Source organism: Arthrobacter ipis (assembly GCF_014694315.1).
GTDB classification, from domain to species: Bacteria; Actinomycetota; Actinomycetes; order Actinomycetales; family Micrococcaceae; genus Arthrobacter; species Arthrobacter ipis.
The window spans coordinates 645,455-668,980 of the sequence record NZ_JAAOXD010000004.1; the positions used below are offsets into that span (position 1 = coordinate 645,455).

At 67.2% G+C, this 23,526-nt stretch carries 25 protein-coding genes; 20 read left to right on the forward strand and 5 right to left on the reverse strand.

Annotation, left to right across the window (positions count from 1 at the left end):
- The first annotated feature begins 143 nt into the window (after window positions 1-143).
- The 3 genes from G9E11_RS21650 to G9E11_RS14900 are packed head-to-tail and all read left to right on the forward strand — an operon-like array spanning window position 144 to window position 2,303.
- A complete protein-coding gene (locus G9E11_RS21650; protein ID WP_414635195.1) occupies window positions 144-944 on the forward strand; it encodes a DUF222 domain-containing protein in 801 nt (266 codons plus the stop codon).
- The gene (locus G9E11_RS14895) at window positions 874-1,767 is read left to right on the forward strand and encodes an HNH endonuclease (protein ID WP_414635196.1); all 894 of its coding nucleotides are present in this window, start codon (window positions 874-876) and stop codon (window positions 1,765-1,767) included. The genes G9E11_RS21650 and G9E11_RS14895 overlap by 71 nt, the downstream gene beginning before the upstream one ends.
- Window positions 1,768-1,817: 50 nt before the next feature.
- Complete coding sequence (locus tag G9E11_RS14900; RefSeq protein ID WP_190606980.1) at window positions 1,818-2,303, forward strand: nucleoside deaminase; 486 nt, start codon at window positions 1,818-1,820, stop codon at window positions 2,301-2,303.
- Between the two features lie 6 nt (window positions 2,304-2,309).
- Here the strand turns inward: G9E11_RS14900 and G9E11_RS14905 are convergent, their stop codons facing one another.
- Window positions 2,310-3,470 carry a pyridoxal phosphate-dependent aminotransferase gene (locus G9E11_RS14905; RefSeq protein ID WP_190606982.1) on the reverse strand — a complete coding sequence of 387 codons (1,161 nt, stop codon included), beginning with the start codon at window positions 3,468-3,470 and terminating at the stop codon, window positions 2,310-2,312.
- 70 nt (window positions 3,471-3,540) lie between these two features.
- Between G9E11_RS14905 and truB the strand changes: the two genes are divergently transcribed.
- The 3 genes from truB to G9E11_RS14920 are packed head-to-tail and all read left to right on the forward strand — an operon-like array spanning window position 3,541 to window position 5,370.
- Entirely contained in the window at window positions 3,541-4,557 is a 1,017-nt protein-coding gene (gene truB, locus G9E11_RS14910; protein ID WP_190606985.1) for a tRNA pseudouridine(55) synthase TruB, read from the forward strand.
- Window positions 4,558-4,559: 2 nt separating this feature from the next.
- Complete coding sequence (locus G9E11_RS14915) at window positions 4,560-4,913, forward strand: hypothetical protein (RefSeq protein WP_190606987.1); 354 nt, start codon at window positions 4,560-4,562, stop codon at window positions 4,911-4,913.
- 1 nt (window position 4,914) lies between these two features.
- The gene (locus tag G9E11_RS14920; protein ID WP_414635197.1) at window positions 4,915-5,370 is read left to right on the forward strand and encodes a hypothetical protein; all 456 of its coding nucleotides are present in this window, start codon (window positions 4,915-4,917) and stop codon (window positions 5,368-5,370) included.
- Window positions 5,371-5,385: 15 nt separating this feature from the next.
- Here G9E11_RS14920 and G9E11_RS14925 read toward each other — a convergent pair whose 3' ends face one another.
- Window positions 5,386-6,063 (reverse strand): DUF937 domain-containing protein, encoded by a 678-nt coding sequence (locus tag G9E11_RS14925; RefSeq protein WP_190606991.1) that lies wholly within the window; start codon window positions 6,061-6,063, stop codon window positions 5,386-5,388.
- 287 nt (window positions 6,064-6,350) lie between these two features.
- Between G9E11_RS14925 and G9E11_RS14930 the strand changes: the two genes are divergently transcribed.
- From G9E11_RS14930 to G9E11_RS14960, 7 genes are all read left to right on the forward strand, one after another.
- Window positions 6,351-7,334 (forward strand): bifunctional riboflavin kinase/FAD synthetase, encoded by a 984-nt coding sequence (locus tag G9E11_RS14930; RefSeq protein ID WP_190606993.1) that lies wholly within the window; start codon window positions 6,351-6,353, stop codon window positions 7,332-7,334.
- 69 nt (window positions 7,335-7,403) lie between these two features.
- Window positions 7,404-8,258 carry a tryptophan 2,3-dioxygenase gene (kynA, locus tag G9E11_RS14935; RefSeq protein ID WP_190606995.1) on the forward strand — a complete coding sequence of 285 codons (855 nt, stop codon included), beginning with the start codon at window positions 7,404-7,406 and terminating at the stop codon, window positions 8,256-8,258.
- Window positions 8,259-8,281: 23 nt separating this feature from the next.
- Complete coding sequence (gene kynU, locus G9E11_RS14940) at window positions 8,282-9,598, forward strand: kynureninase (protein WP_246468980.1); 1,317 nt, start codon at window positions 8,282-8,284, stop codon at window positions 9,596-9,598.
- Window positions 9,599-9,728: 130 nt separating this feature from the next.
- Complete coding sequence (gene rpsO / locus G9E11_RS14945; protein WP_102970860.1) at window positions 9,729-9,998, forward strand: 30S ribosomal protein S15; 270 nt, start codon at window positions 9,729-9,731, stop codon at window positions 9,996-9,998.
- A gap of 238 nt (window positions 9,999-10,236) precedes the next feature.
- Window positions 10,237-12,501 (forward strand): polyribonucleotide nucleotidyltransferase, encoded by a 2,265-nt coding sequence (locus G9E11_RS14950; RefSeq protein ID WP_190607120.1) that lies wholly within the window; start codon window positions 10,237-10,239, stop codon window positions 12,499-12,501.
- Window positions 12,502-12,700: 199 nt separating this feature from the next.
- Window positions 12,701-14,044: a M16 family metallopeptidase gene (locus G9E11_RS14955; protein WP_190606998.1), complete on the forward strand. Its 1,344-nt coding sequence runs from the start codon at window positions 12,701-12,703 to the stop codon at window positions 14,042-14,044.
- A gap of 29 nt (window positions 14,045-14,073) precedes the next feature.
- Entirely contained in the window at window positions 14,074-14,535 is a 462-nt protein-coding gene (locus tag G9E11_RS14960; protein WP_190607000.1) for a DUF1579 family protein, read from the forward strand.
- A gap of 82 nt (window positions 14,536-14,617) precedes the next feature.
- Here G9E11_RS14960 and G9E11_RS14965 read toward each other — a convergent pair whose 3' ends face one another.
- On the reverse strand, window positions 14,618-14,884 hold the full coding sequence (locus G9E11_RS14965) for a MoaD/ThiS family protein (RefSeq protein WP_190607002.1): 267 nt from the start codon (window positions 14,882-14,884) through the stop codon (window positions 14,618-14,620).
- Between the two features lie 3 nt (window positions 14,885-14,887).
- Window positions 14,888-16,060 (reverse strand): GTP 3',8-cyclase MoaA, encoded by a 1,173-nt coding sequence (moaA, locus tag G9E11_RS14970; protein ID WP_190607004.1) that lies wholly within the window; start codon window positions 16,058-16,060, stop codon window positions 14,888-14,890.
- Between the two features lie 271 nt (window positions 16,061-16,331).
- Here moaA and G9E11_RS14975 point away from each other — a divergent pair, with 271 nt between their 5' ends.
- From G9E11_RS14975 to G9E11_RS15005, 7 genes are all read left to right on the forward strand, one after another.
- On the forward strand, window positions 16,332-17,750 hold the full coding sequence (locus G9E11_RS14975) for a molybdopterin-dependent oxidoreductase (protein WP_194718266.1): 1,419 nt from the start codon (window positions 16,332-16,334) through the stop codon (window positions 17,748-17,750).
- Between the two features lie 18 nt (window positions 17,751-17,768).
- Window positions 17,769-19,148, forward strand: coding sequence for a molybdopterin molybdotransferase MoeA (locus G9E11_RS14980; RefSeq protein WP_190607008.1), 1,380 nt, complete (start codon window positions 17,769-17,771; stop codon window positions 19,146-19,148).
- Window positions 19,136-19,630: a cyclic pyranopterin monophosphate synthase MoaC gene (gene moaC / locus G9E11_RS14985; protein WP_190607009.1), complete on the forward strand. Its 495-nt coding sequence runs from the start codon at window positions 19,136-19,138 to the stop codon at window positions 19,628-19,630. Before G9E11_RS14980 ends, moaC begins: the two co-directional genes overlap by 13 nt.
- Window positions 19,627-20,154 (forward strand): MogA/MoaB family molybdenum cofactor biosynthesis protein, encoded by a 528-nt coding sequence (locus G9E11_RS14990; RefSeq protein ID WP_190607012.1) that lies wholly within the window; start codon window positions 19,627-19,629, stop codon window positions 20,152-20,154. Before moaC ends, G9E11_RS14990 begins: the two co-directional genes overlap by 4 nt.
- Window positions 20,144-20,635, forward strand: coding sequence for a molybdenum cofactor biosynthesis protein MoaE (locus tag G9E11_RS14995; RefSeq protein ID WP_190607014.1), 492 nt, complete (start codon window positions 20,144-20,146; stop codon window positions 20,633-20,635). The genes G9E11_RS14990 and G9E11_RS14995 overlap by 11 nt, the downstream gene beginning before the upstream one ends.
- A gap of 184 nt (window positions 20,636-20,819) precedes the next feature.
- Window positions 20,820-21,578, forward strand: coding sequence for a 4-hydroxy-tetrahydrodipicolinate reductase (gene dapB / locus G9E11_RS15000; RefSeq protein ID WP_190607016.1), 759 nt, complete (start codon window positions 20,820-20,822; stop codon window positions 21,576-21,578).
- A gap of 4 nt (window positions 21,579-21,582) precedes the next feature.
- The gene (locus tag G9E11_RS15005) at window positions 21,583-22,071 is read left to right on the forward strand and encodes a hypothetical protein (RefSeq protein WP_190607019.1); all 489 of its coding nucleotides are present in this window, start codon (window positions 21,583-21,585) and stop codon (window positions 22,069-22,071) included.
- A 30-nt stretch (window positions 22,072-22,101) separates the two neighbouring features.
- Here the strand turns inward: G9E11_RS15005 and G9E11_RS15010 are convergent, their stop codons facing one another.
- Window positions 22,102-23,337, reverse strand: a complete 1,236-nt coding sequence (locus tag G9E11_RS15010) for a heparan-alpha-glucosaminide N-acetyltransferase domain-containing protein (RefSeq protein ID WP_190607021.1) — start codon at window positions 23,335-23,337, stop codon at window positions 22,102-22,104.
- Window positions 23,338-23,526: the final 189 nt, after the last annotated feature.

A 23,526-nucleotide genomic window follows, 5' to 3' on the forward strand; every position in this document is an offset into this window, starting at 1 on the left:
CCAATCAAACTAGACCTATGGAAGCCGTTCGGGGATTCAACGCAGACCGGGTCTTACGGACCGGTGCCGGTGGGTTGGCTTCTGAGCCGGTTTCGGTTGGTGCTAACGCCCTTCAGAGCGTTCCTGCTGCCGTGGATGCCCTCGTGCTCGAGGGGGACGTTGTTGATCAGGCCTTGGCCGTGCTGGAACCGGACGCGATCACCGCCGAAGACGCTGCGTTGTGGGGTTTCGGGCAGGCCGCGGATTTCGCCGGCCGGGTCGAGCAGCTCTCCCGCCGGGTGGAGCGCCTGCAGGTGCTCGCCGCGGGCGCGGTGGACTGGTCCCGTACTGCCGCCCTCACCGCCGCAGCATCACCCCTCGTCCCCGTCACGGCCGCTGATGCGAGCCCGGGTCCGGGGGAGGACGGCTCCCGGAACAGTGTCGAGTTCCTCCAGGGAAGGCTGCGGATCAGCTCCGCCGAAGCCCGCCGCCGGATCGGGCTGGCCGACGCGGTCCTGCCCCGGGCAGGGTTCGGCGGGCAACAGCTCCCCCCGAGGTATGAAGAGCTCGCCGCCGCGGTCGATACCGCCCAGATCAGCTCCCGCGCCGCGACCACCATCACCCTGGCCCTGGACCGGGCACGGCATTTCACCACCCCGGACCACACCGCCGCGATGGAACACGACCTGACCCAAGCCGCCCTCGAGAACGACGCCGATTTTCCTCACCCGCGTCGCCAAACACTGGGCCGAAGCCATCGACCAGGACGGGACCGAACCCTCCGAAGCGGCACTCCGGCAAATCCAGGGTGCCTTCGTCCGCCGCCCGCAACACGGCCTGCAGCACCTGGAAATCTTCGCCACCACCGAACAGTTCGAAACCCTCACCACCGCCATGAACACCGCCACCAACCCCCGCACCCCGACACGGGTCGACGGCAAGGGTGCCGACGGGACCGGCAGTAACGGGAACGGCGCCGACGGAACGGGTGCCGGCGGAACGGGTGGTGACGGTGCAGGGAACGCTGAACCGGCCAGCCTTGCCGGCTGGGACACGGAGGGCATCCCGGAAGTCTCCCTGGATCACCGCTCACAGGGTCAGAAGCGGCTCGACGGGCTCGTCGGCGCCGTCCAGACCGCCCTCACCAGCGACACCCTGCCCGCCAACGGCGGACATCGGCCCCAGATCCTGGTCACCATCAACTACCGCGACCTCCTCGGCGATCTCCAACACCGCCAGGACGCACAATGGGCCCAAAACGCCCAGTCGGCTCCAGACGCACGTTGTGCCCAAGGTGCCCAAGATCTGCAGAAAGACCAAGGCACCCAGGGCCCGCACCATGCCTACACCGGCGGGACCGCACTGTTCGCCTTTTCCGGTCCGGTGAACCCTGCCACGATCCGCAAAATCGCCTGCGACGCCGACATCATCCCCGTGGTCCTCGGCAGCCAGGGCCGGATCCTGGACATCGGCCGCGCCTCACGCGTCTTCCCACCCCACATCCGCAAAGCCATCATGGCCCGGGACCAAGGCTGCGCGTTCCCCGGCTGCACCATCCCAGGATCATGGTGCGAAGCCCACCACATCACCTACTGGTCCCGCGGCGGAACCACTGGAACCGGCAACGGCGTCCTACTCTGCAGCCACCACCACCACCTCATCCACAAAGAACACTGGCACATCGAAGTCACCAACGAGGTGCCCTGGTTCAAACCCCCACCAGAACTCGACCCCCACCGAAAACCCCGACGCAACAACTACTTCCACTCACGACCCCAACACGAATGAACTGGAACGCGACTGTCCCGCAGCACCGTTCTGCTGGCTATGATCAGACCATGCGCCCCCACCCATCTGCTGCAGACGTGACCGGATACCTTACCGAGGCGGTGGCACTGGCCGAACGGAATGTCGCGGCCGGCGGCGGGCCCTTTGGCGCGCTGGTGGTGACAGCTGACGGCACCGTCCACGAAGGGGTCAACCGGGTCACCCGTGACAACGATCCCACCGCCCATGCTGAGGTGGTGGCCATCCGGACCGCCGCCAAGGAGACCCGGAACTTCGACCTCAGCGGCGCTGTCCTGTACGCCAGCTGCGAGCCCTGCCCGCTGTGCCTCGCGGCGGCGCTCTGGGCACGGATCAACCGCGTGTACTTCGCCGCGGACAGGCACGGCGCAGCCGCAGCGGGATTCGACGATGCCGTGTTCTACGAGTACTTCGGCGGCACACGGGCCGAACTGTTGCCGGTCAGCCACACCCCGGTTCCGACGTCGGGCGCCCCGTTCGATGCGTGGCGCAACCACGCCGCACGCACCGACTACTGATTCCAGCTACCCGGCGAGCCTGCGGGGGAGCCGGCCCACGCCCTCGACCAATTCGCTTTGATCGCCGCACAGGGCGATCCGGATCCACCCTTCGCCGATCGAGCCAAATGCAGTCCCGGGTGCAAAGGAGACTCCGGCCTCGGCGAGGAACTGCTTGACCCAGGCCCGGACATTTCCGCCGCTGACGTGCGAGACGTCCGCCCACAGGTAGAACGCCCCCTGCGCGCTCAGGTAGGGAATGCCCTTTTCTACCAGCACAGCCGACGCCGCATCGCGGTTGGCCCGGTAATGCGTGTGGGCCTGCGATACATAGTCCTGCGGACCGGTCAACGCGGCGAGCGCCGCGTACTGGGACGGCGACGCCACACAGGAGACGATGGCCTCCATGACGTTGTTCATCCGCTGCTCCAGCCCGGGCGGGCAGATCAGTGCCCCAATGCGCAGGCCGGTGAGCCCATACGTCTTGGACAGCGTCAGCGACGTGAACACCCGCGCCTCGCCGGGGTCGGTGCTGTCGAACCGGGCAGGACTCACGTGCGGGACGTCGTAGGTGAAGGCCTCGTAGCATTCATCCGAGATGATCCAAAGGTCATTGCGGCGGGCCAGTTCAACCAGTTCCTGCGTCAGGTCTTCCCGCAGGACGGCGCCCAGGGGGTTCGACGGCGAGTTGAGCATCAGCACCCGCGTCCGGTCCGTAATGAGCGCCTCGATGTCCGCGATCCGGGGCTGGAAATCATTGGCGGGATACAGGGGATACTCCACGGGGACGGCATGCAGCAGCCGGCTGGTCATGGCAAACGTGGGATAGCCCGGATTGGGAATCAGGATCTCGTCGCCGGGGGCGAGCAGCAGGCTCATGGCGAAGTGCAGGCCCTGCTGGGCGCCATCGACCACATATACGCGGTCTGCCCCGATATCGACGCCGGACTGCTCGCGGAACTTGGCTGCGAAAGCCGCCCGGAGAGGCGGGATGCCAGCGTTCGGCGTGTAGTTGGTTTCGTCACGGTCCAGGCAAGCTATTCCGGCATCCAGGACATGGCGGGGGAGCGGGAACCCGGGCTCCCCGATGCTCAGGATCAGCGCTCCGGGGGTGCGCCACGCCGCCTCGGTGATCTCGCGGATTTGGTTGACGGGGACGTCGCGTATGTGCGCGGAAAGCTCGGGCATGACTGCCATCCTAGCGCCGGACCTGCTGCGTCACCGGTGAGCGGGCCGCATGCCCCATATACTGATAGGCGTGCTTTCTGGACTGGTAATAGTGGACAAGCCGCAGGGATGGACCAGCCACGATGTGGTTGGACGGATGCGGCGGATCGCCGGTACCCGGAAAGTGGGCCACGCGGGAACGCTGGATCCCATGGCCACCGGCGTGCTGGTGCTCGGCATTAACAAGGCGACGCGGCTCCTTACGTACATCGTGGGCACGTCAAAGACCTACACGGCCACCATCCGGCTGGGGGAATCCACCATCACCGACGACGCCGAAGGCGAAGTTGTCAGCCGGGCGAGCGCCGCTTCCGTGACCGAGGAGGCCATCCGCTCCGGCGTTGAGTCCCTGACAGGCGAGATCCAGCAGGTGCCCAGCAGCGTCAGCGCCATCAAGGTCAACGGTGAACGCTCCTATGCGCGCGTCCGTTCCGGGCAAGATGTCCAGCTCGCTGCCCGGCCGGTCACCATCCACCGCTTCGACGTCCACGAAATCCGCCGGGACCAGGCCGCCGGACACGACACCGATGTGGTGGACGTCGACGTGACGGTGGAATGTTCCTCGGGCACCTACATCCGTGCCCTCGCCCGTGACCTTGGTAACTCCCTCGGCGTCGGCGGGCACCTGACCGCATTGCGTCGGACCAATGTGGGACCGTACTCGCTGGACCAGGCACGGACCCTCGAGCAGCTCGCGGAAGACCTCGAGGTCCTCGAAATGTCCCAGGCGGCCAGGGCGCTCATGCCCAACCGGGAGCTGAGCGCAGACGAAACCACAGAGATTTCCTTCGGCCGGCGCATCGCGGCCGGTGTCGCCGCGGGCACACCGGCCGCCGCGACAGCCGAAAAGCCCGCAGCCGCGTTCGCGCCTGACGGATCGCTTGTGGCCCTGCTCGCGGACAGCGGAAGCTTCGCCAAACCCGTGCTGGTCTTCGCCCCGGGAACGGGACCCGGCGGTTCCAACAGTTCTGGCACAGGTGGTTCCAACTCCGGCACAGGCGCCGGTGTTCCTGGCGGTTCGGGTGCCGACGGCGGCGGGCAGGTTTAGCGTTGGACGCGTATTTCTACATCATCCTGGGCGTCGGCCTGCTGTCCACGCTGATCTGCGTGGCGGCGGGCATCATGAAGAAGGCCCCGAACGACATCACCATCCTTTCGGTGGCCGCCGTCGAACTGGCACTGCTGGTCTACCTTGTTGGCTCGATAGTGCGGGTCATCGCGGGGGAGCACATCGCGGGAGAAGCCTGGGAGTTCTGGGGCTACCTCGCAACCGCGCTCCTGCTGCCGGTAGCCGCGGTGTACTGGTCCATCCTGGAACGGACCCGCTGGAGCAACTTTGTCCTGGCCGCCGTCGGCGTTACCGCACTCGTCATGGCCGCCCGCATGAATCAGATCTGGTACTGAAGTGGAAGAAGCACGCAACGTGGCTGATACGTCCGAACACACCGGCAAGCGCCCCGCCGACACGAGGAACACTGGTCCCGGCCGGCTGCTCATCGCCGTCTACGCCATCTTTGCCATTTCGGCTACCGCCCGGGCCGGCTACCAGATCCTCACCAAGTTCTCCGAAGCCCCGCTGGCCTACCTGCTCTCCGCCTTCGCCGCCGTCGTCTACGTGGTGGCCACGGTGTCGCTGGCAAAGGCCGGCCGGACGTGGTTCAAGGTCTCCCTGGTCGCCGTCCTGGTGGAACTGGTCGGCGTGATTGTCGTGGGGGCCCTGAGCCTATTTGACCCTGTGCAGTTCCCGCACGAAACCGTGTGGTCCGCGTTTGGCCGCGGCTACGCCTTCGTTCCCTTCATCCTGCCCATTCTGGGCCTCATCTGGCTTTACCGACGGCGGCCCGCAGCCCCTGCCGCCTAGCGTGGTCTCCAGGATCTAACGGTTCTGGTCCGGCAGGTCCACCTCGATCAGCTCGCCGGGCGTCAGCGTCCGGTGCGAGGGTGGCGCCGCATCGTTCGTCTGGCCGGAGCTGTTCGTATTCGGTGCCGAACCGGATTGCGTTGATGGTTCCTCGTCCTGCTCCGTCAGGGGGGCTTGCTGCGGCTGCGAGCCGCGGCCCGGAATGCCGCCCAGGATTCCCCCAAGGATGCTTCCCAGGTCGATGCCGCCACCTGCAGGGGATGATTGTGCACCCGAACCCTGCCCGCCGCCGAGGACCTTTTTGGCCAGATAAGACATGACGATCGGGGCGACGATCGGCAGCAGCTTGCGGACGAGGTCCCCGCCGACTCCGCTGAGGTTCGCGGTCCCCGCCAACTGATTGGCCACCTGGTCCTGCTGGCCGCCGAAGACGTGGCTAACGATCTTCTCGCCGTCCCGGGTGTCCACCTGCGACGGGTCCACGCCGCCGTCGGCCAGTTCATTCCGGTGCCTGGCCAGCTCGGATTCCAGCGCAGCAGCGCCATCCGGCGCCTGGACGTTGTTCTGCATCCCGGCAAGCGGCGTCGGCACGACGGCTTCCACTGCGGCCTGCGCGGACGCAGTATCAGTCCCCAGCAAGGAAGCGATCTGCTGGACAGGGATCTGTCCCACGAGCTCCTGGATATCATTCATGGCGTGGCTCCTTCCCGCCTGCTCATCTCGCGGGCGATCCGTGCGGTTGAAACGCTAATGAAAACTCGAAGGCTCAGGGCAGCGCTGCCTGGTCCGCTGCCTTTGCATCCTAGCGGGGCGTACCTGCAGACGGTAGGCCACCGGGCTGCCCCCAGCGCGGTTCACGGGGCCACCTGCCCGCCGCACCCATGGGCGTCCGTGACCGGCAGGGATTGCGGGTAACCTTAGAGAGTTCCGGCCCTGGCACGCCGGAAGCACGTTCTGGCAGGCAGTAAAAGGCGAGGTTGATGGTCCACATCTGGAATGATCCGACCGAGGTCCCCGAAGACTTTGGTCCTTCCGTTGTCACTATCGGAAATTTCGACGGCGTCCATCGCGGCCACCAGCAGGTGCTGTCACAGCTCATCAGGACCGCGCGGCTGAACAACGCCAAGTCGGTTGCGGTCACGTTCGACCCGCACCCGGCACTGGTCCATCGGCCGGAAAGCGCGCCCGAGCTGATCATGGGCCTTCAGGACAAACTCCAGGCCCTCGGCGAGCTCGGACTGGACGCCGTTCTGGTCATGAAATACTCCCTGGAGCTCGCCAGCCTTACCCCGGAAGAGTTCGTCGGCTCGGTCCTGGTGGACAGCCTCCACGCCAGCTACGTTGTCATCGGCCATGACACCCGCTTCGGCAAGGGCAACTCCGGAGACCTGAACACCATGCAGGACCTGGGGGAGAAGTTCGGCTTCGAGGTGCTGGTGATCAGCGAGTTCGGCTCGGAGGGCTTCCCGCTGCACGACGACGGCGGAACGGACCGCCGCTGTTCCTCCACCTGGGTGCGCGAAGCGCTCCGGGAAGGAGACGTCGGCACCGCCGCCGCGGTCCTGGGCCGCGCGCACCGGATGCGGGGCGAGGTGGTCCACGGAGCCGCGCGTGGCCGCGACCTCGGTTTCCCCACTGCCAACCTTTCCAGCGACGCGAGCGGCCTCATTCCGGCGGACGGCATCTACGCAGGCTGGCTCGTGGACGAGGCAGGGACGCGCTGGCCTGCCGCCATCTCCGTTGGCTCCAACCCCACATTCGACGGCGTGAGCCGCCAGGTGGAGGCGCACGTCATCGACAGGCCCGAAGAGCGCATCGAGGACTTCGATCTGTACGGCCAGACAGTAGTCGTGGAGTTCGTGTCCAGGCTCCGCGGCATGGTGGCATACCGTGGGCCTGAAGCCCTCGTGGAGCAGATGCGCCAGGACGTCCTGCAGACGCACGACATCCTGCTCAAGCGCTGACCCGCCTGCACCCCCGGGCCTGCAACACACAGTCCCGCATCACACAGTATTGGCAAGGAAGGCGACGCTGTGACCGTAGAGAAAAACACCAGGAAACTGGACAAGGGCATTGTTCGTGATTTCAGTTCCCGCATGAGTTACGCGTCCTACCTCCAGCTGCCCACACTGCTCAGCGCCCAGCAGCCCGTCAGCGTCCCGGAACACCATGACGAATTGCTCTTCATCATCCAGCACCAGACCACGGAGCTGTGGCTGAAGCTGGTTCTCCACGAGCTCCGCAGTGCCGCCCAGTGGCTGCGTTCCGATGACCTCGGTTCGGCTCTGAAGGGCATCGCCCGGGTCAAGCACATCCAGAAGACCCTCACTGAACAGTGGTCCGTCCTGGCCACGCTGACGCCGACCGAGTATGCGGAATTCCGCGGGTTCCTGGGCAATTCATCCGGCTTCCAGTCCAGCCAGTACCGTGCCGTGGAGTTCGTGCTGGGCAACAAGAACAGGAAGATGCTTCCCGTCTTCGAATCTGATCCGGAAGCCCACGCCCTGCTGACCGAAGTCCTGCACGCGCCAAGCATCTACGACGAATTCCTCGCCTACCTGCACCGCCAGGGCTTCGATGTTCCCGAGGAAGTGCTCAACAGGGATGTGACCCGGGCGCATGAGTTTGAGCCGGGTCTGGTGCCCCTCTTCAAGCACATCTACGAAAACGCCGCGCAGAACTGGGGAGCGTACGAGGCGTGCGAGGAACTCGTCGACCTGGAGGATAACTTCCAGCTGTGGAGGTTCCGGCACCTGCGCACCGTACAGCGCACCATCGGTATGAAGACTGGTACCGGCGGCTCCACCGGGGCGGCGTTCCTGCAAAAGGCCCTTGAGCTGACGTTCTTCCCGGAGCTGTTCGCCGTGCGTACGGAGATCGGACAGTGACCGCCGTGGACGGCTCGGGTGACCTGACCGCCCACGCGCGCGAGGCCCTGCCAGCAAGCGACGCCCTGCTTCAGAAGGCCACGCGTCTCGACGCCGAAGACTGCCTGGCCCGGTACCGGGACCTGTTCGTCGGCGCGGACACCGAGCTGTCCTACCTCGACGGCAACTCCCTGGGACGCCCGCTCAAGCGGACCGCCGGCGACATTTCCAGCTTCATCGAGAAGGGCTGGGGCGGGCGCCTGATCCGGGGCTGGGACGAGGAATGGCTGGACATGCCCCAGGCCATCGGCGACCAGTTGGGGCGGGCGGTGCTGGGCGCCGCCGTGGGCCAGACCATCATCGCCGACTCCACCACCGTGGTCCTGTACAAGCTGATCCGGGCAGCCCTGGCCGCCGTCGAGGATCCGGCGCGCACAGAGATCGTGGTGGACACGGACAACTTTCCCACCGACCGCTACCTCGTCGAAGGCATCGCCAAGGAGGAGGGGCTGACGCTGCGCTGGATCGAGGCGGATCCCGCCTCCGGTGTCCACCTCGATCAGGTGAGGGAGGCTGTGGGGCCAGCCACCGCCGTCGTCCTCCTCAGCCACGTGGCCTACCGTTCCGGTTACCTGGCGGACCTGCCGGCCATAACGGCGGCAGTGCACGACGCCGGCGGGCTGGTGGTCTGGGACCTGTGCCATTCCGCCGGGTCAGTGGAGCTTCAGTTGGACGCCTGGAACGTGGACTTTGCCGCCGGCTGCACCTATAAGTACCTGAACGGCGGGCCGGGCTCGCCCGCGTTCGCCTACGTCAACGACCGGCACCTGCCAGGACTCGCGCAGCCCATCTGGGGATGGATGGGCCGGAAGGACGCGTTCGAGATGGGGCCCGGCTACGAACCGGCCGCCGGCATCCGCGGTTTCCTCAGCGGCACGCCGGCCATCTCCGGAATGATCGCCATGCGCGGCACCCTGGACCTGATTGACGAGGCCGGCATGGCCGCCATCCGCGAAAAGTCGCGGCAGCTCACCGCCTACGCCTTGGAACTGCACGATGCGTGGCTCGCGCCGGCTGGCGTGAGGCTTGCCACGCCGCGGGACGCCGACCGCCGCGGAGGCCACATCACCGTTGACCATCCCGCCTTCCGCGAGGTGACAGCGGCGCTGTGGGAGAAGGATGTCATCCCAGACTTCCGGGCGCCCCAGGGCATCAGGATTGGACTTTCACCGCTGAGCACCGGCTTCGCCGAACTCCACCGCGGCATGGCAGCCATCCGGGACCTCCTCCGGAGGCCTGAACCGCAACCCGAACAGCACTGCTGCCGTTTCGACAAGATTGCAACACGGCCGGTAAACTAAGCGGTGGATCCGGCTGCAGTCCGTGGTTGCTGGATCCTGCTGTGTGCGGAAACTTCTTCGGAAGTCGGCACCGGCACCCCCGGCAGTGAATTACTGACTCGGGCCTCACGGCACATCTCTAGGAGTTATTGTGGCACTTGACGCCGCCGTAAAGCAGTCCATCATCAAGGATTTCGCAACGTCCGAGGGCGACACCGGTTCGCCGGAGGTCCAGATTGCGGTCCTGACTCAGCGGATCAAGGATCTGACTGAGCACATGAAGGAGCACAAGCACGACTTCCACACCCAGCGCGGTCTGCTGGCCATGGTTGGTCGCCGCAAGCGCATGCTGACCTACCTGAAGAACACCGACATCGCCCGCTACCGTTCGCTCATCGAGCGTCTCGGCCTGCGCCGCTAGTCTGGTTTGGAGGCGGCCCTTCCTGCCGGAACGGGCCGCCTCGTCAGTACATAAAAACTAAACAGGAGGATCAACCGCATCACGCATTCGCGGTCCTCGGTAGTGATCCCCGGGAAGCTTCGCTGATTGAAGCCGGCCCGTGGGTCTCGATCGATGACCGGGTGCAGGGCCAGTAGACAGATGCTGGCTGGGTTGATGCGGCTGGACTTCCGTTAAACAAGAAACGGAGGTGACTCTCTTGGAGGGTCCCGAAATCCAGTTCTCAGAAGCAGTCATTGACAATGGCCGCTTTGGCAAGCGTGTAATCCGCTTCGAAACCGGCCGCCTTGCCAAGCAGGCAGCCGGGGCAGCCATGGTGTACATCGACGAGGACACCGCGCTGCTCTCCGCCACCACCGCCGGCAAGCACCCGCGTGAAGGCTTTGACTTCTTCCCCCTGACGGTGGACGTCGAAGAGCGCATGTACGCCGCCGGCCGCATCCCGGGCTCGTTCTTCCGCCGCGAAGGCCGCCCGTCCACGGAAGCCATCCTGGCCTGCCGCCTGATGGACCGCCCGCTGCGCCCCGCGTTCGTCAAGGGCCTCCGCAACGAGGTCCAGATCGTCGTCACCGTCCTGGCGATCAACCCGGACGAGCTCTACGACGTCGTGGCCATCAACGCCTCCTCGATGTCCACCCAGCTCTCCGGCCTGCCGTTCTCCGGCCCGATCGGCGGCGTCCGCGTTGCCCTCGTCGCCGACGAGCAGGGTTCGCAGTGGGTTGCCTTCCCGAAGCACTCCCAGCTCGAGAACTCCGTGTTCAACATGGTCGTTGCCGGCCGCGTTGCCGGTGACGACGTCGCCATCATGATGGTCGAAGCCGAAGCCACGGACAACTCCTGGAGCCTCATCAAGGAACAGGGCGCCACCGCCCCCACCGAAGAGATTGTTTCCGAGGGCCTGGAGGCTGCCAAGCCGTTCATCAAGGCACTCTGCGAAGCGCAGCAGGACCTGGCCGCCCGCGCCGCCAAGCCCACCGTCGAGTTCCCCGTCTTCCTGGACTACCAGGACGACGTGTACGCCGCCGTCGAGGCTGCTGCCGCGGAGAAGCTCACCGCTGTCTTCCAGATCGCTGACAAGCAGGACCGCGACAACGCAGCGGACGAGCTGAAGGACGAGGTTGTCGCCTCCCTGGCCGGCCAGTTCGAAGGCCGCGAGAAGGAGCTGTCCGCAGCTTTCCGCTCTGTGACCAAGCACGTTGTGCGCCAGCGCATCCTCAAGGACCAGATCCGCATCGACGGCCGCGGCCTGACGGACATCCGCCAGCTCACCGCCGAGGTTGAAGTCCTGCCCCGCGTTCACGGTTCTGCCATCTTCGAACGCGGTGAAACCCAGATCATGGGCGTCACCACGCTGAACATGCTCAAGATGGAACAGCAGATCGACTCGCTGTCGCCGGTAACGCGCAAGCGCTACATGCACAACTACAACTTCCCGCCGTACTCCACCGGTGAGACCGGCCGCGTCGGTTCCCCGAAGCGCCGCGAAATCGGCCACGGTGCCCTGGCCGAGCGTGCGCTCGTGCCGGTGCTCCCGTCCCGCGAGGAGTTCCCGTACGCCATCCGCCAGGTGTCCGAGGCCCTCAGCTCCAACGGCTCCACCTCGATGGGCTCGGTCTGCGCCTCAACGCTGTCCATGCTCAACGCCGGTGTGCCGCTGAAGGCAGCCGTAGCCGGCATCGCCATGGGCCTGGTCTCCGACCAGGTTGACGGCCAGACCCGCTACGCCGCGCTGACCGACATCCTTGGCGCCGAAGATGCCTTCGGTGACATGGACTTCAAGGTTGCCGGTACCTCCGAGTTCGTCACGGCCATCCAGCTGGACACCAAGCTCGACGGCATCCCGGCATCCGTGCTGGCAGCAGCACTGAAGCAGGCACGCGAGGCCCGCCTCCACATCCTCGAGGTCATCAACGCCGCGATCGACACCCCGGACGAGCTCTCCGAGTTCGCTCCGCGGGTCATCGCCGTCAAGATCCCCGTGGACAAGATCGGCGAGGTCATCGGCCCCAAGGGCAAGATGATCAACCAGATCCAGGAGGACACCGGCGCGGACATCTCCATTGAGGACGACGGCACCGTCTACATCGGCGCCACCAACGGCCCGTCGGCAGATGCCGCGCGCTCCGCGATCAACGCCATCGCCAACCCGCAGGTTCCGGAAATCGGCGAGCGCTACCTGGGCACGGTCGTCAAGACCACCACCTTCGGCGCCTTCGTGTCCCTGACCCCGGGCAAGGACGGTCTGCTGCACATCTCCGAGCTGCGCAAGATCGCCGGCGGCAAGCGCGTGGACAACGTCGACGACGTCGTCTCCGTGGGCCAGAAGATCCAGGTCGAGATCACCAAGATCGATGACCGCGGAAAGCTGTCCCTGTCTCCGGTAGTGGCTGAAGAGGAAGGCGCCGGCGACGCCGACCGCGTTCACGCTTCCGTTCCGGCAGAAGGCTCGGACGCTTCCGAGTAGTTCCAGGCTCCGGCAGCTGCGTGCTGCCGGAACCGATTAAGGCGGGGCCGTTGGTTGTACCACCGGCCCCGCCTCATTTAACCCACCCCTCTCAACACCGCTGTGCGGCGGCAAATAAGCCCACGTCAGAGCCACGCCGACGGCGTGGCCCGCTGGTACGATTGCAGGCAGATTTGGCTCCGCTTCCCGAAAGGCCTTGATGACTGTCGTACCCCTGCCGCTGGAGCAGAACCACCCCGGCGACACCCTGATCCATGGAGCCGACGGCGGTTCGGAAGTCCGCCGTTCGGTCCTCCCCGGCGGGGTTCGTGTCCTGACTGAGGCGATGCCGGGGCAGCGTTCGGCCACCATCGGGTTCTGGGTGGGCGTGGGGTCCCGGGACGAGGCTCCCGGGCAGCACGGCTCGACGCACTTCCTGGAACACCTGCTGTTCAAGGGCACCAAGAGGCGCACCGCCCTGGAGATCGCTTCCGCCTTTGACGAGGTGGGCGGCGAATCCAACGCCGCCACGGCGAAGGAGAGTACCTGCTACTTCGCCCGCGTCCTGGATACGGACCTTCCCATGGCCATCGACGTCATCGCCGACATGATCACCGGCGCCGTGCTCGACCCTGCGGAAATGGAGCAGGAGCGGGACGTCATCCTCGAAGAGATCGCCATGGACAGCGATGACCCCACGGACGTCGCCCATGAACACTTCGTCGCCGCCGTGCTCGGTACCCACCCGCTCGGGCGGCCCATTGGCGGCACTCCGGACGCCATCCGCGCCGTGGCGCGTGACTCCGTCTGGGACCACTACCGCCGCTACTACCGCCCGGACGAGCTGGTGATCACTGCCGCCGGCGGCCTGGAGCACGACGTCGTCTGCCGGCTTGTGGTGGATGCCCTCCACTCAGCAGGGTGGTCACTTGAGTCCGGGGCGGCTCCCGTGGAGCGCCGCTCCACAGAGCGCGCAGAGATCACCGGCACCGCCGGGCTGCACGTGGTCACCCGCCCGGTGGAACAGGCCAACATCATCATGGGCTGTCCCACCATTGTGGCCACCGATGAACGCCGCTACGTCATGAGCGTCCTGAACGCGGTGCTCGGCGGCGGTATGTCCTCACGGCTGTTCCAGGAGATCCGCGAGAAGCGCGGGCTCGTGTACTCCACGTACTCCTTCGCCTCGTCCTACGCCGACGCCGGCTACTTCGGCATGTACGCCGGCTGCACGCCCACCAAGGTCCGCCAGGTCCTGGAACTCCTCGGCGCCGAACTCGACAGCCTCGCGGCCGGCGGCATCTCCGAGGAAGAGCTTCGCAAAGCGGTCGGGCAGCTCTGCGGCGGGATCGTCCTCGCGCTGGAGGACACCGGCTCCCGTATGTCGCGGCTGGGGCGTGCCGAGCTGGTCTCCGGTGAATACCAGGACATAGACGAGACCCTGCGGCTTATCAAGGCCGTGACAGCGGAACAGGTCCAGGAGCTGGCCAGTCAGCTGGCTGCGGCCCCGCGGACCGTGACGGTGGTCGGCCCCTTCGACGAATCGGAAACCTTCGGGCTCTGATCCACGGAAGTTCCGGCGTAGGAGGAATGATGGACCAGCCGCTACCGGGCACAGCGCACGAGGCGCTCGAGATCTTCGTCGGGCGCTGGCTGGGAACCACCGAGCTGGCTGCCTCGCCGTGGGGTCCGGCACGCACCGCCACCGCGGAGGTGACATTCACCCGCGCCGCCGGAGGGTTCGCCGTCGTCCAGTCCTACCGCCATACCGAAGGCGACGGCACGCACTTTGAGGGGCACGGGGTCTTCACGGTGGATCCCGACCACGACGAAACGCTCTGGTATTACGTCGACAGCATGGGCCGGCCCCCGTCAGCCCCGGCCCGTGGCGTCTGGCACGACTCGACGCTCACGGTGGAACGGCACAGCGACCGCGGCACCGCCCGGCACACCTTCCGGGTGGACCAGGGCGTGCTGACCCACACGGCCGAACTGCGGCTGGGGGAGACCCAGGATTTCCAGCCGTTCATGACCTCGATCTGCCACCGCGCGTAAAGCAAGCCCTGCACCACCCAAGCAGGTAGCAGCAAAGGGCGTTCCCACGGCTGGGAACGCCCTTTGCTGCTACACAGTTGGGTTAGCCGCCGGCGAAAGGCGGGAGGACGTCCACCACGTCGCCAGTTGCCAGGACGGTGGTCCGGTCCCGGACGGCGACCTCGTTCAGTAGGAAGCTGCTGCGGGCCAGGATCCTGTCCAGCGGCGGTGTCCCGGCCGGAGGTGCCGGTCGTTCAACGTCGAGCACGGCGGCCAAGAGGGACTCCACCGTGGATCCGGCGGGAAGTTCGAAGCGCTCTTCCTCCACGCCTGCCGCGGCGCGTGCGGCAGCGAAGTATCGTACGTTCAAGGATTAGCCTCCGATGGCGCTCATGCTGCGGTCCGGCTGGACGAAGTCCGGAGCGTCGAGTCCCACGTGGTCCATGCCGTGGGCTTTGGGCTTCAGCCACATGGCATCCTGCCAGCGTTCGGCGAGCTGCTCGTCGCTGGCCCCTTGCCTCAGCAGGCCGAGCAGGTCGAATTCCTCGCGGGAGAAGAGGCAGCTCATGATCTTGCCTTCGGCGGTGATCCGGGTCCGCCGGCAGTCGGAGCAGAACGGCTCGGTGACCGAGGCGATGATCCCCACGGTTCCCAGCGCCGGGCCGTGTGAGTCAGCGGAACCGCCTGATTCAGCGGAACCGGCCGCCCGGCGTCGTACTTCAAAGCGTTCCGCCGGTGCGCCGTCCCGGGCACGCGGATCCGGGCTCAGCACGAACTCCCCGGAGAGGAGTTCGCGGATCTCGGCAGCGGTGATCATGTTCCGGCGGGTCCAGCCGTGGTCGGCGTCCAGCGGCATCTGCTCAATGAACCGCAGTTCGTAGCCGCGCTCCAGCGCCCAGGCGAGGAGGGACGGCGATTCGGTGTCGTTGATGCCCCGCATCAGCACGGCGTTGAGCTTCACCGGTCCCAGGCCCGCAGCCCAGGCGGCGTCCACCCCGGCGAGCACCCGGTCCAGGAACGGCCGCCGTGTGAGTTTGGTGAAGGTTTCCTCGTGCAGGGAGTCCAGGGAGACGTTGATGCGCGTCAGCCCGGCGGCCTTGAGGGCTGCAGCCTTCCGGTCCAGGCCCACGCCGTTCGTCGTCATGGAAATGGGAAGCTCGGGGTGTGCCTGGCGCAGGGCACCAATGATGTTGACGAGGTCGGCCCGGACCAGAGGCTCGCCGCCGGTCAGGCGCAGCTCGCGCACGCCAAGCAGCTTCACGCCGATGCCGACGATCCGGACGATTTCCTCGCCGGTCATGACCGCCTGCTTCGAGAGCCACTCCAGCCCCTCGGCCGGCATGCAGTAGGTACAGCGCAGGTTGCACTTGTCCGTCAGCGAAAGTCGCATATCCGTCGCGCTGCGGCCGTAGCGGTCCGCGAGGCCGGCGGGAGCGTCAGCCGGGCGGCGGGCGGGGATCCCGGCCGGGCGCGCAGCGGGGGGCTGCGAACCGGAATCGGGTGCGCCTCCTTCACGGAGCTGCGGTATGCCAAGCTGAACACTCATGACTTCAGGCTACGCCACGATGGGGCGCGGATCACACCCGGCCCGTCCCGTGACCGGCGGCTGCAGCTGCGGGCCCGGAGGCAGAGCGGCCACCGGGGATGACGGCGGTGCCGGAAAGCTCTGGTGAACCTATGCTGGAAGGGTGAACGGGTCCCATGAGCCAGGCCGCAACCAGCGCCGGTGGGCTGCGGCCGCAGGCGTGGTGGCAGCCGGCACCGGACTTGTCGCCAGCGAACTCATCGCCGGCTTCGTCAGTCCTTCCCTCTCCACGATGACCGCCCTGGGCGGCGCCGTCATCGACACTGCCCCGCCGGGGGTTAAGGACTGGGCCGTCTCCCTGTTCGGCACAGCGGACAAGCTGGCGTTGCTGGCCGGCATGGCGCTGGGTATCGCCGTTTTCGCTGCCGCGGCAGGTGTCCTCGAGCTGCGCCGGCGCTTCGCGGGTGTGGCTGTCTTTGCAGTCTTCGGCGTCGTGGGACTGGCCGCGGTCCTGACTCGCGCCCAGGTGACCGCCACCGCCGTCGTCCTTCCGCTGCTTGCGGCCGGGATCGGGATCGCGGTGCTGCTGAAGCTGGTCAGGCGCCTGGCTGCAGCGCGTAGCGGGGAGGGCGGCCAGGGACCGGCCCGTCGGGGTTTCTTCCAGTTGCTGGGAGGCACCGTCGCCGGCGTCCTGGTGGGCGGCGCCGTCGTCACTGTCTGGCGCGGCGGGGCGGCCGGCGTCAACGAGGCCCGACGGACCCTGCGGTTGCCCGTGCCGCAGTCCCCGGCGCCGCCGATTCCGGCCGGCGCTGACGTGGGACTGGCGGGAGTCGGCCCGCTGGTTACACCCAATCCTGACTTCTACCGGATTGACACTGCGCTGTCCGTTCCCGTTCTCGATTCCCGCGAGTGGAGGCTCAAGGTCACCGGGCTGGTGGAACGGGAGGTTGAGCTCACCTTTGAGGACCTGATGTCGAAGCCGATGATCGAGCGGTTCGTGACCATCGCCTGCGTGTCCAACGAGGTGGGCGGCGACCTGATCGGCAACGCACGCTGGCTGGGCTGGCCGGTGCGGGAGCTGCTGGCGATGGCCGGCCCTAAGCCGGACGCGGACATGGTTCTATCCCGAAGTGCCGACGGCTTTACGGCCAGCACCCCCCTGGAGGTGCTCACCGACCGGCGTGATGCGCTGCTGGCCGTGGGCATGAACGGCGAGCCGCTCCCGCTTGAACACGGCTTCCCCGTGCGCATGATCGTCCCCGGGCTGTACGGATACGTGTCCGCGACCAAGTGGCTCACCCAACTGAAGGTCACCAGGTTTGCCGACGACGTGGCCTACTGGACGCCGCGCGGCTGGTCAGAGCGCGGCCCCATCAAGATCTCGTCCCGGGTCGACGTGCCCCGGAACGGAGCTTCCGTACCGGCCGGAAACGTGGTGTTCGGCGGTGTGGCCTGGGCGCAGCACACCGGAATAGGCAAGGTCGAGCTGCGCGTGGACCGGGGGAGTTGGCAACCGGCCAAGCTCGCTCGGGGCATCTCGGTGGACACCTGGTACCAGTGGGAGCTCGGCCTTGACCTGCAGCCCGGGCAACACGAGATTCAGGTCCGGGCCACGGACCTCAAGGGCACGGAACAGGCTGAGGAACACCGTTCGGTGGCACCCGACGGCGCCACGGGCTTCCACACCATTAGAGTGGACGTGAAAACGTAGCCCACCAAAGGCCGGACCATGCACAGCCCCTCGCAGCCGCACGGCAATGCCGCCGTACGATCCGCCGCACCTGACCCCGGCACTGCTGACGCCGGCGCTGCCGCCGCCACGGACGCCAGCGTCCGCGCGCACAGCCCGCATGAACAGCACACGCACGACGGCAATCACCATCACGGCAAACACGATCACGGCGCGCACCGGAGCGTGGCGGATCACCGGCAGGCGGTCAGGGAGCTCCTCGGGCCGCTGCTGTCCCCGGAGCGGACCGAAAGGCTTCCGCTGGTCCAGGCCCTGGGCCGCGGGCTGGCGGAAGACGTCACAGCGCCGCTGAGCCTGCCCCCGTTCCCGAACTCCCAGATGGACGGCTTTGCCATCCGCTCCTGCGACGTGCCCGACGGCGGGGCGGACCTGCGCGTAGCGGCACCGGTCCCGGCCGGCGCAAATCCCGCAGCCCTGCAGCCGGGCACCGCTGCCCCGATCATGACCGGTGCCATGGTGCCCGAAGGGGCAGACGCCGTCGTACCTATTGAACAGGCGGTCCCGTCCGTCTTTCCGGGCGCGGGCGAAGATACTGAGGTGAGGCTGCCGGCCACGGCTGCCGGGACGTTCATCCGGGCCGCTGGAAGCGACATCGAGGCCGGCCAGCGGGCCCTCGACGCGGGCACCTGCCTGGGCCCGGCGCAGCTGGGCCTGCTCGCCGCCCTGGGGATGCCCGAGGTCCTGGTTCACAAACAGCTTTCGGTCCTGCTGGTCACCACCGGCGATGAAGTGGTGGAACCCGGGAAACCGCTGGGCGACGGCAAGATCTACGACGCCAACGGCACCCTCCTGGAGTCCTCCCTGCGGCAGGCGGGACTTGCCGTGACCAGGGCGGGTATTTCCGCCGACAGCCCGGAAGGCCTGCGGACGCTACTGCGCACGCACACGTCCCAAGTGGACCTGATTGTCACCACCGGGGGAGTCAGCAAGGGCGCGTACGAGGTGGTGCGGCAGGCCATGGAAGGCCAGGACGTCGCATTCCAGCACGTGGCGATGCAGCCTGGCGGCCCCCAGGGATTGGGAACGTTCGACGGCGTCCCCCTCCTTGCGTTTCCGGGAAACCCCGTCAGCTGCCTCGTCTCCTTTGAGATGTTTCTCCGGCCGGTGCTGGGCGAACTATTTGGCGCGCCCGCACCCAGGCCCGCCGTCCGGGCGCGGCTGGCCCAGTCGCTGTCCTCCCCGGCCGGCAAGCACCAGGTCCGGCGGGGGTCCCTGCTGGCTGACGGCACAGTCCGGCTGCAGGGCGGCGAAAGCTCACATCTGGTGCAGGCGCTGGCCCACTCCAACGCCCTGGTCCACGTGCCAGCCGGCACTGCCGCTCTCGACGAGGGCGCCGAAGTGGAAGTATGGATGTTGTGACTGCAGAAAATGACCACGGCGCCCTGACCCACCTGCGCCGTGACGGCACGGCCCAGATGGTGGACGTCTCAGAAAAACCGGAAACCACGCGCGAGGCCACGGCCACGGCTACGGTCCGCAGCACCGCCGAGGTCCTCGCGCTGCTGGGCACCGGCGGCCTGCCCAAAGGCGATGCGCTGGCCGTGGCCCGGGTTGCCGGGATCATGGCGGCCAAGAAAACCCCTGAGCTGATCCCGCTGTGCCATCCGCTTCCGATTTCAAAGGTGACCGTCGACTTCGAACTCGGACCCGAGACCGTGGACATCCTGGCCACGGTCAAGACCCGGGGTGTGACCGGCGTCGAAATGGAGGCCCTGACGGCGGCCTCCGTGGCGGCGCTTAGCGTCTACGACATGATCAAGGCCGTGGACAAGCACGCTGTTCTCACGGACATCAAGGTCCTGGCCAAGAGCGGCGGCAAGAGCGGGGACTGGGCCCTGTGAGCACCCCCGACTCCAAAACCGCGGCACCTCACGTCCACGGTGAGGTGCAGGGCCGCAAGGCCGGCGTCGTGATTGCCTCAACGCGCGCAGCCTCCGGCGTCTACCAGGACGAGACCGGGCCGGTCATCACCGACTGGCTCACGGAACACGGGTTCGTGCCGTATCCGGTCATGGTGGTGCCCGACGGCGAACCGGTTGGCGCCGCGATCCGCGCCCTCCTGACCCAGGAACCCGCCGTCGTCATCACCAGCGGCGGCACCGGCCTGAGCCCGGACGACCGCACGCCGGAAATGACGCTGCCGCTGCTGGACCGCGAAATCCCCGGCATCATGGAGGGCATCCGTCAGGCGGGAACCGCCAAGACGCCGCACGCCATGCTCAGCCGTGGACATGCCGGTGCGGCCGGGCGGACTTTTATCATCAACCTGCCCGGATCACCCAAGGGGGTCATGGACGGCCTGACCGTCCTGGACCCGGTGATCGGGCACTTGTGCGACCAATTGGAGGGCGGACATGGCCACTGAGGCTTCGTTCGAAGTAGTAACCGCGGTGCTCAGCGCCGAACCCATCTCCGTGGACCAGGCCATCGCCGCCGTGGAGTCGGAGACCGCCGGAGCTGTAGTCAGCTTCAGCGGCGTGGTCCGGAACCACGACGGCGGGAAGCCGGTCGACCGGCTCAGCTACAGCGCCCACCCGACAGCCCGAAAGGTGCTGGACGACGTCGTGGCGCAGCTGGTGGCCGAACAGGCCGCAGCGGCTGGAACGGCGGGTGCCGGCCCGGATGGCGCCGGTGCGGCTCCGCCGGTCCGGATCTGGGTCGCCCACCGGGTGGGCCCGCTGGAAATTGGCGACCCTGCCCTCGTCTGCGCCGTGGCGGCCGCCCATCGCGGGCAGGCCTTCGCCGTGTGCTCCGAGCTGGTGGACCGGGTCAAGGCGCAGGTGCCGATCTGGAAGGAACAGTTCTTCAGCGACGGCACCGTCGAATGGGTCGGGGCCGGGGAATAAGGGCCGGCAGCGCCGGGGAGTGGGGCCAGCAGCGCCGGGGAGTGGGGCCGGCAGCGCCGGGGAATGAGGGCCGGCAGGGCCGGGGAGTAGGGCCGGCAGCGCCGGGGAACACGCCGTCCGCGAATGAGGTAACGCATGGGCTCCGGTTCCGTTCAGCGGCTGCCCGAACGGTAGTGTTGAATCCATGACCCAACAACTTCCTGTCGCCGTTCTGGGCGCAAACGGGCGCATGGGCGCCGAGGCCGTGAAGGCTGTGGAGGCCGCTCCGGACATGGTGCTTGTCGCCGCGCTGGGACGCGGTGACTCCCTCGATTCCCTGCTCGACGCCGGTGCCCGGTACGTCGTGGACCTCACCGTTCCGGAAAGCACCGAGGAGAACGTCCGCTTCGCCGTCGAAAACGGCATGCACGCCGTGGTGGGCACCACGGGCTGGGACCTGGGCAGGCTGGAGTCGCTGGAAACCCTGCTGGCCGGCCACCCGGAAGTCGGTGTGCTGATTGCACCCAACTTCGCCCTCGGCTCCGTGCTGACGTCGGCGTTTGCCGCCAAGGCGTCCAAGTACTTCGAATCCGTGGAGATCATCGAACTCCACCACCCGGACAAGGTGGACGCGCCCTCGGGAACCGCGGTGCGTACCGCCCAGCTGGTGGCAGCGGAACGCGAGGCGGCCGGCGTCGGCCCCAGCCCGGACGCAACCACAACTGAACTGGCCGGAGCCCGCGGCTGCGAGGTGGACGGCGTGCGCGTGCACAGCGTCCGGCTCCGGGGGCTCGTGGCCCACCAGGAGGTCCTCCTCGGCGGGCCGGGGGAGCAGCTGACGCTCCGCCATGATTCCTTCGACCGTGCCTCGTTCATGCCCGGCGTCCTCCTGGGTGTCCGCAACGTTGCCGCCCACCCGGGACTTACCGTCGGCCTTGACGGCTACCTGGATCTGGGGCTGTAACCCAGTGAAACCGTTTCTTGGCTGGCTGAAGACCAACCGCACCAAGATCTGGGTGGGCGCGGTGACGCTCCTGCTGGTCTTCTATCTGGTGGTGTCCCTCCAGCGCTCGGTCCTGCTGCTGAGCGATCCCGAGCCGGTGGCCAAGGCCATCGGCGCGGCGTACCTCGTGCTGCCGGTCATCGGCGCATGGGCCCTGATCCGTGAACTCCTCTTCGGCGCCCGGACGGAACAGATGGCACGGGTGCTTGAGGCCGAAGGCGGCCTGCCGGAGGACAACCTGCCCCGCACGCCGGCCGGCCGGATTATCCGGGCTGCGGCGGACCAGGAGTTCGAGAAATACCGCACGGAAACCGAAGCGGCCCCGGACGACTGGCGTTCCTGGTTCAGGCTCAGCTGCGCTTATGACGCGTCGGGTGACCGGAAGCGGGCACGTTCTTCCATGCGCGACGCCGTGCGGCTGTTCCGCGCCTCCGGCGACGCTGTGGCGCGCTAGCCGGGCGGCCGGCCCAGCCGGAGAGCCGGGTTAGCGGATCCTCGCCGGCTGGTGGCGGCCCACCTGGTTGGCGGCGTGTCCGAGCCATTCCAGCGGACCGCGCCATTTCAGAATGGCGAAGACCATCCCGATCACCACGGCCAGCGCCGCGTGGGCGAAATACATCCCGTCCTCGGTCCACCCCACAGGCAACGGCTTGAGGTGGAACGACGCCACCACGCACACATGGGCCGTGTACAGCGTCAGAGTCATGGCGCCGGGTCCGCGGAGCGGAAGCAGCAGGTCGAGGGCCAGCCACTGGCCGAGCCTGCCCACCAGAAGGCAAAGGCCGACGACGGCGGCCGCCACGCCGCTGGTATGCAGCAGGTCCAGCGTGGTTCCGGAATGGGGCGCACTGCTGGCCAGCCACCACCAGGAACCCTCCTGGCGGACACCGGCCAGATTGACCTGCAGGAGGCTGTCCAGCGGATAGTTGGGGTCGGCGAGGATATCCTGCAGGGCGGCGCGGCCACCCCAAGGCCCCATAGCGGCCGTCCCCAGGACCTTGGAGAATGCCGCCACCGCAGTGCCGCCGAGCAGCAGCAACACGGGAACTATCGCCGTGGTCAGCGCGAGCCTGCCAATGATCAGACCCACCAAAAGATATGAAATCCACTGGAACACCGGGTAGTACCCCGTCAGGAACAGGTCGCCAAGCAGCTGGGCCGGGTTGGTGAGATCCTCCCACCCCGGGTTGTGGGCGAGCTGCAGCGGCGGATCTGCGGCCATCAACCACGGCCGCAGCAGGAAGGCAGTCACCGGGGACAGCAGGAGCCAGCCGGCAGCCCAGGCGCACAGGGCCTTCAGCCGCAGCCCGATGAACGGCAGGACGCACAGGAACAGCACGGCGTAATGCACCAGGATTACCGCCACATTGACGTCAAGTCCGCCGAGCGCGAGCCCGACGACGGCAATCACCAAGGCGCGCATCGCGATGCCGCGCCGGGCCGCTGTCAGTGCCGGTCCGTCGAGAGGCTGCTGCTTGCCGGTGGACAGGGCGAGGCCGATTCCCGCGAGAACGGCAAACAGTGCGGCGGCACGGCCGGAGAATGTCAGGCCCACCCAGGTAGGGGTCAGTGCGGCGTTTGGCTCGAAGGTTGGGAGCAGGTGGGTGGCCATCATGCCCAGGAGGGCCAGGCCGCGGGCCGCGTCGATGCCGGCCAGTCGGACGCCTGTTGCGGGCCCCTTCGCTGTTCTGGAAGATGCAGCCGTGCTCCGCGAGGTCATGATGTGATCGTCTCACATCGGCATAGCAGCGCTGATTTTCATGAACCGGGGCCGCTCAAGTAATTATCCCGGGTGGTTGTGGCTATCGGCCACTCCCTGTTGCCTCATAGCAATACCTCCGGGAAGGTAAATACGTTGCCTCATTTGAAAACCTCCGGTTGGTCGTGATCGTTGCCTCGTTGAAAAACC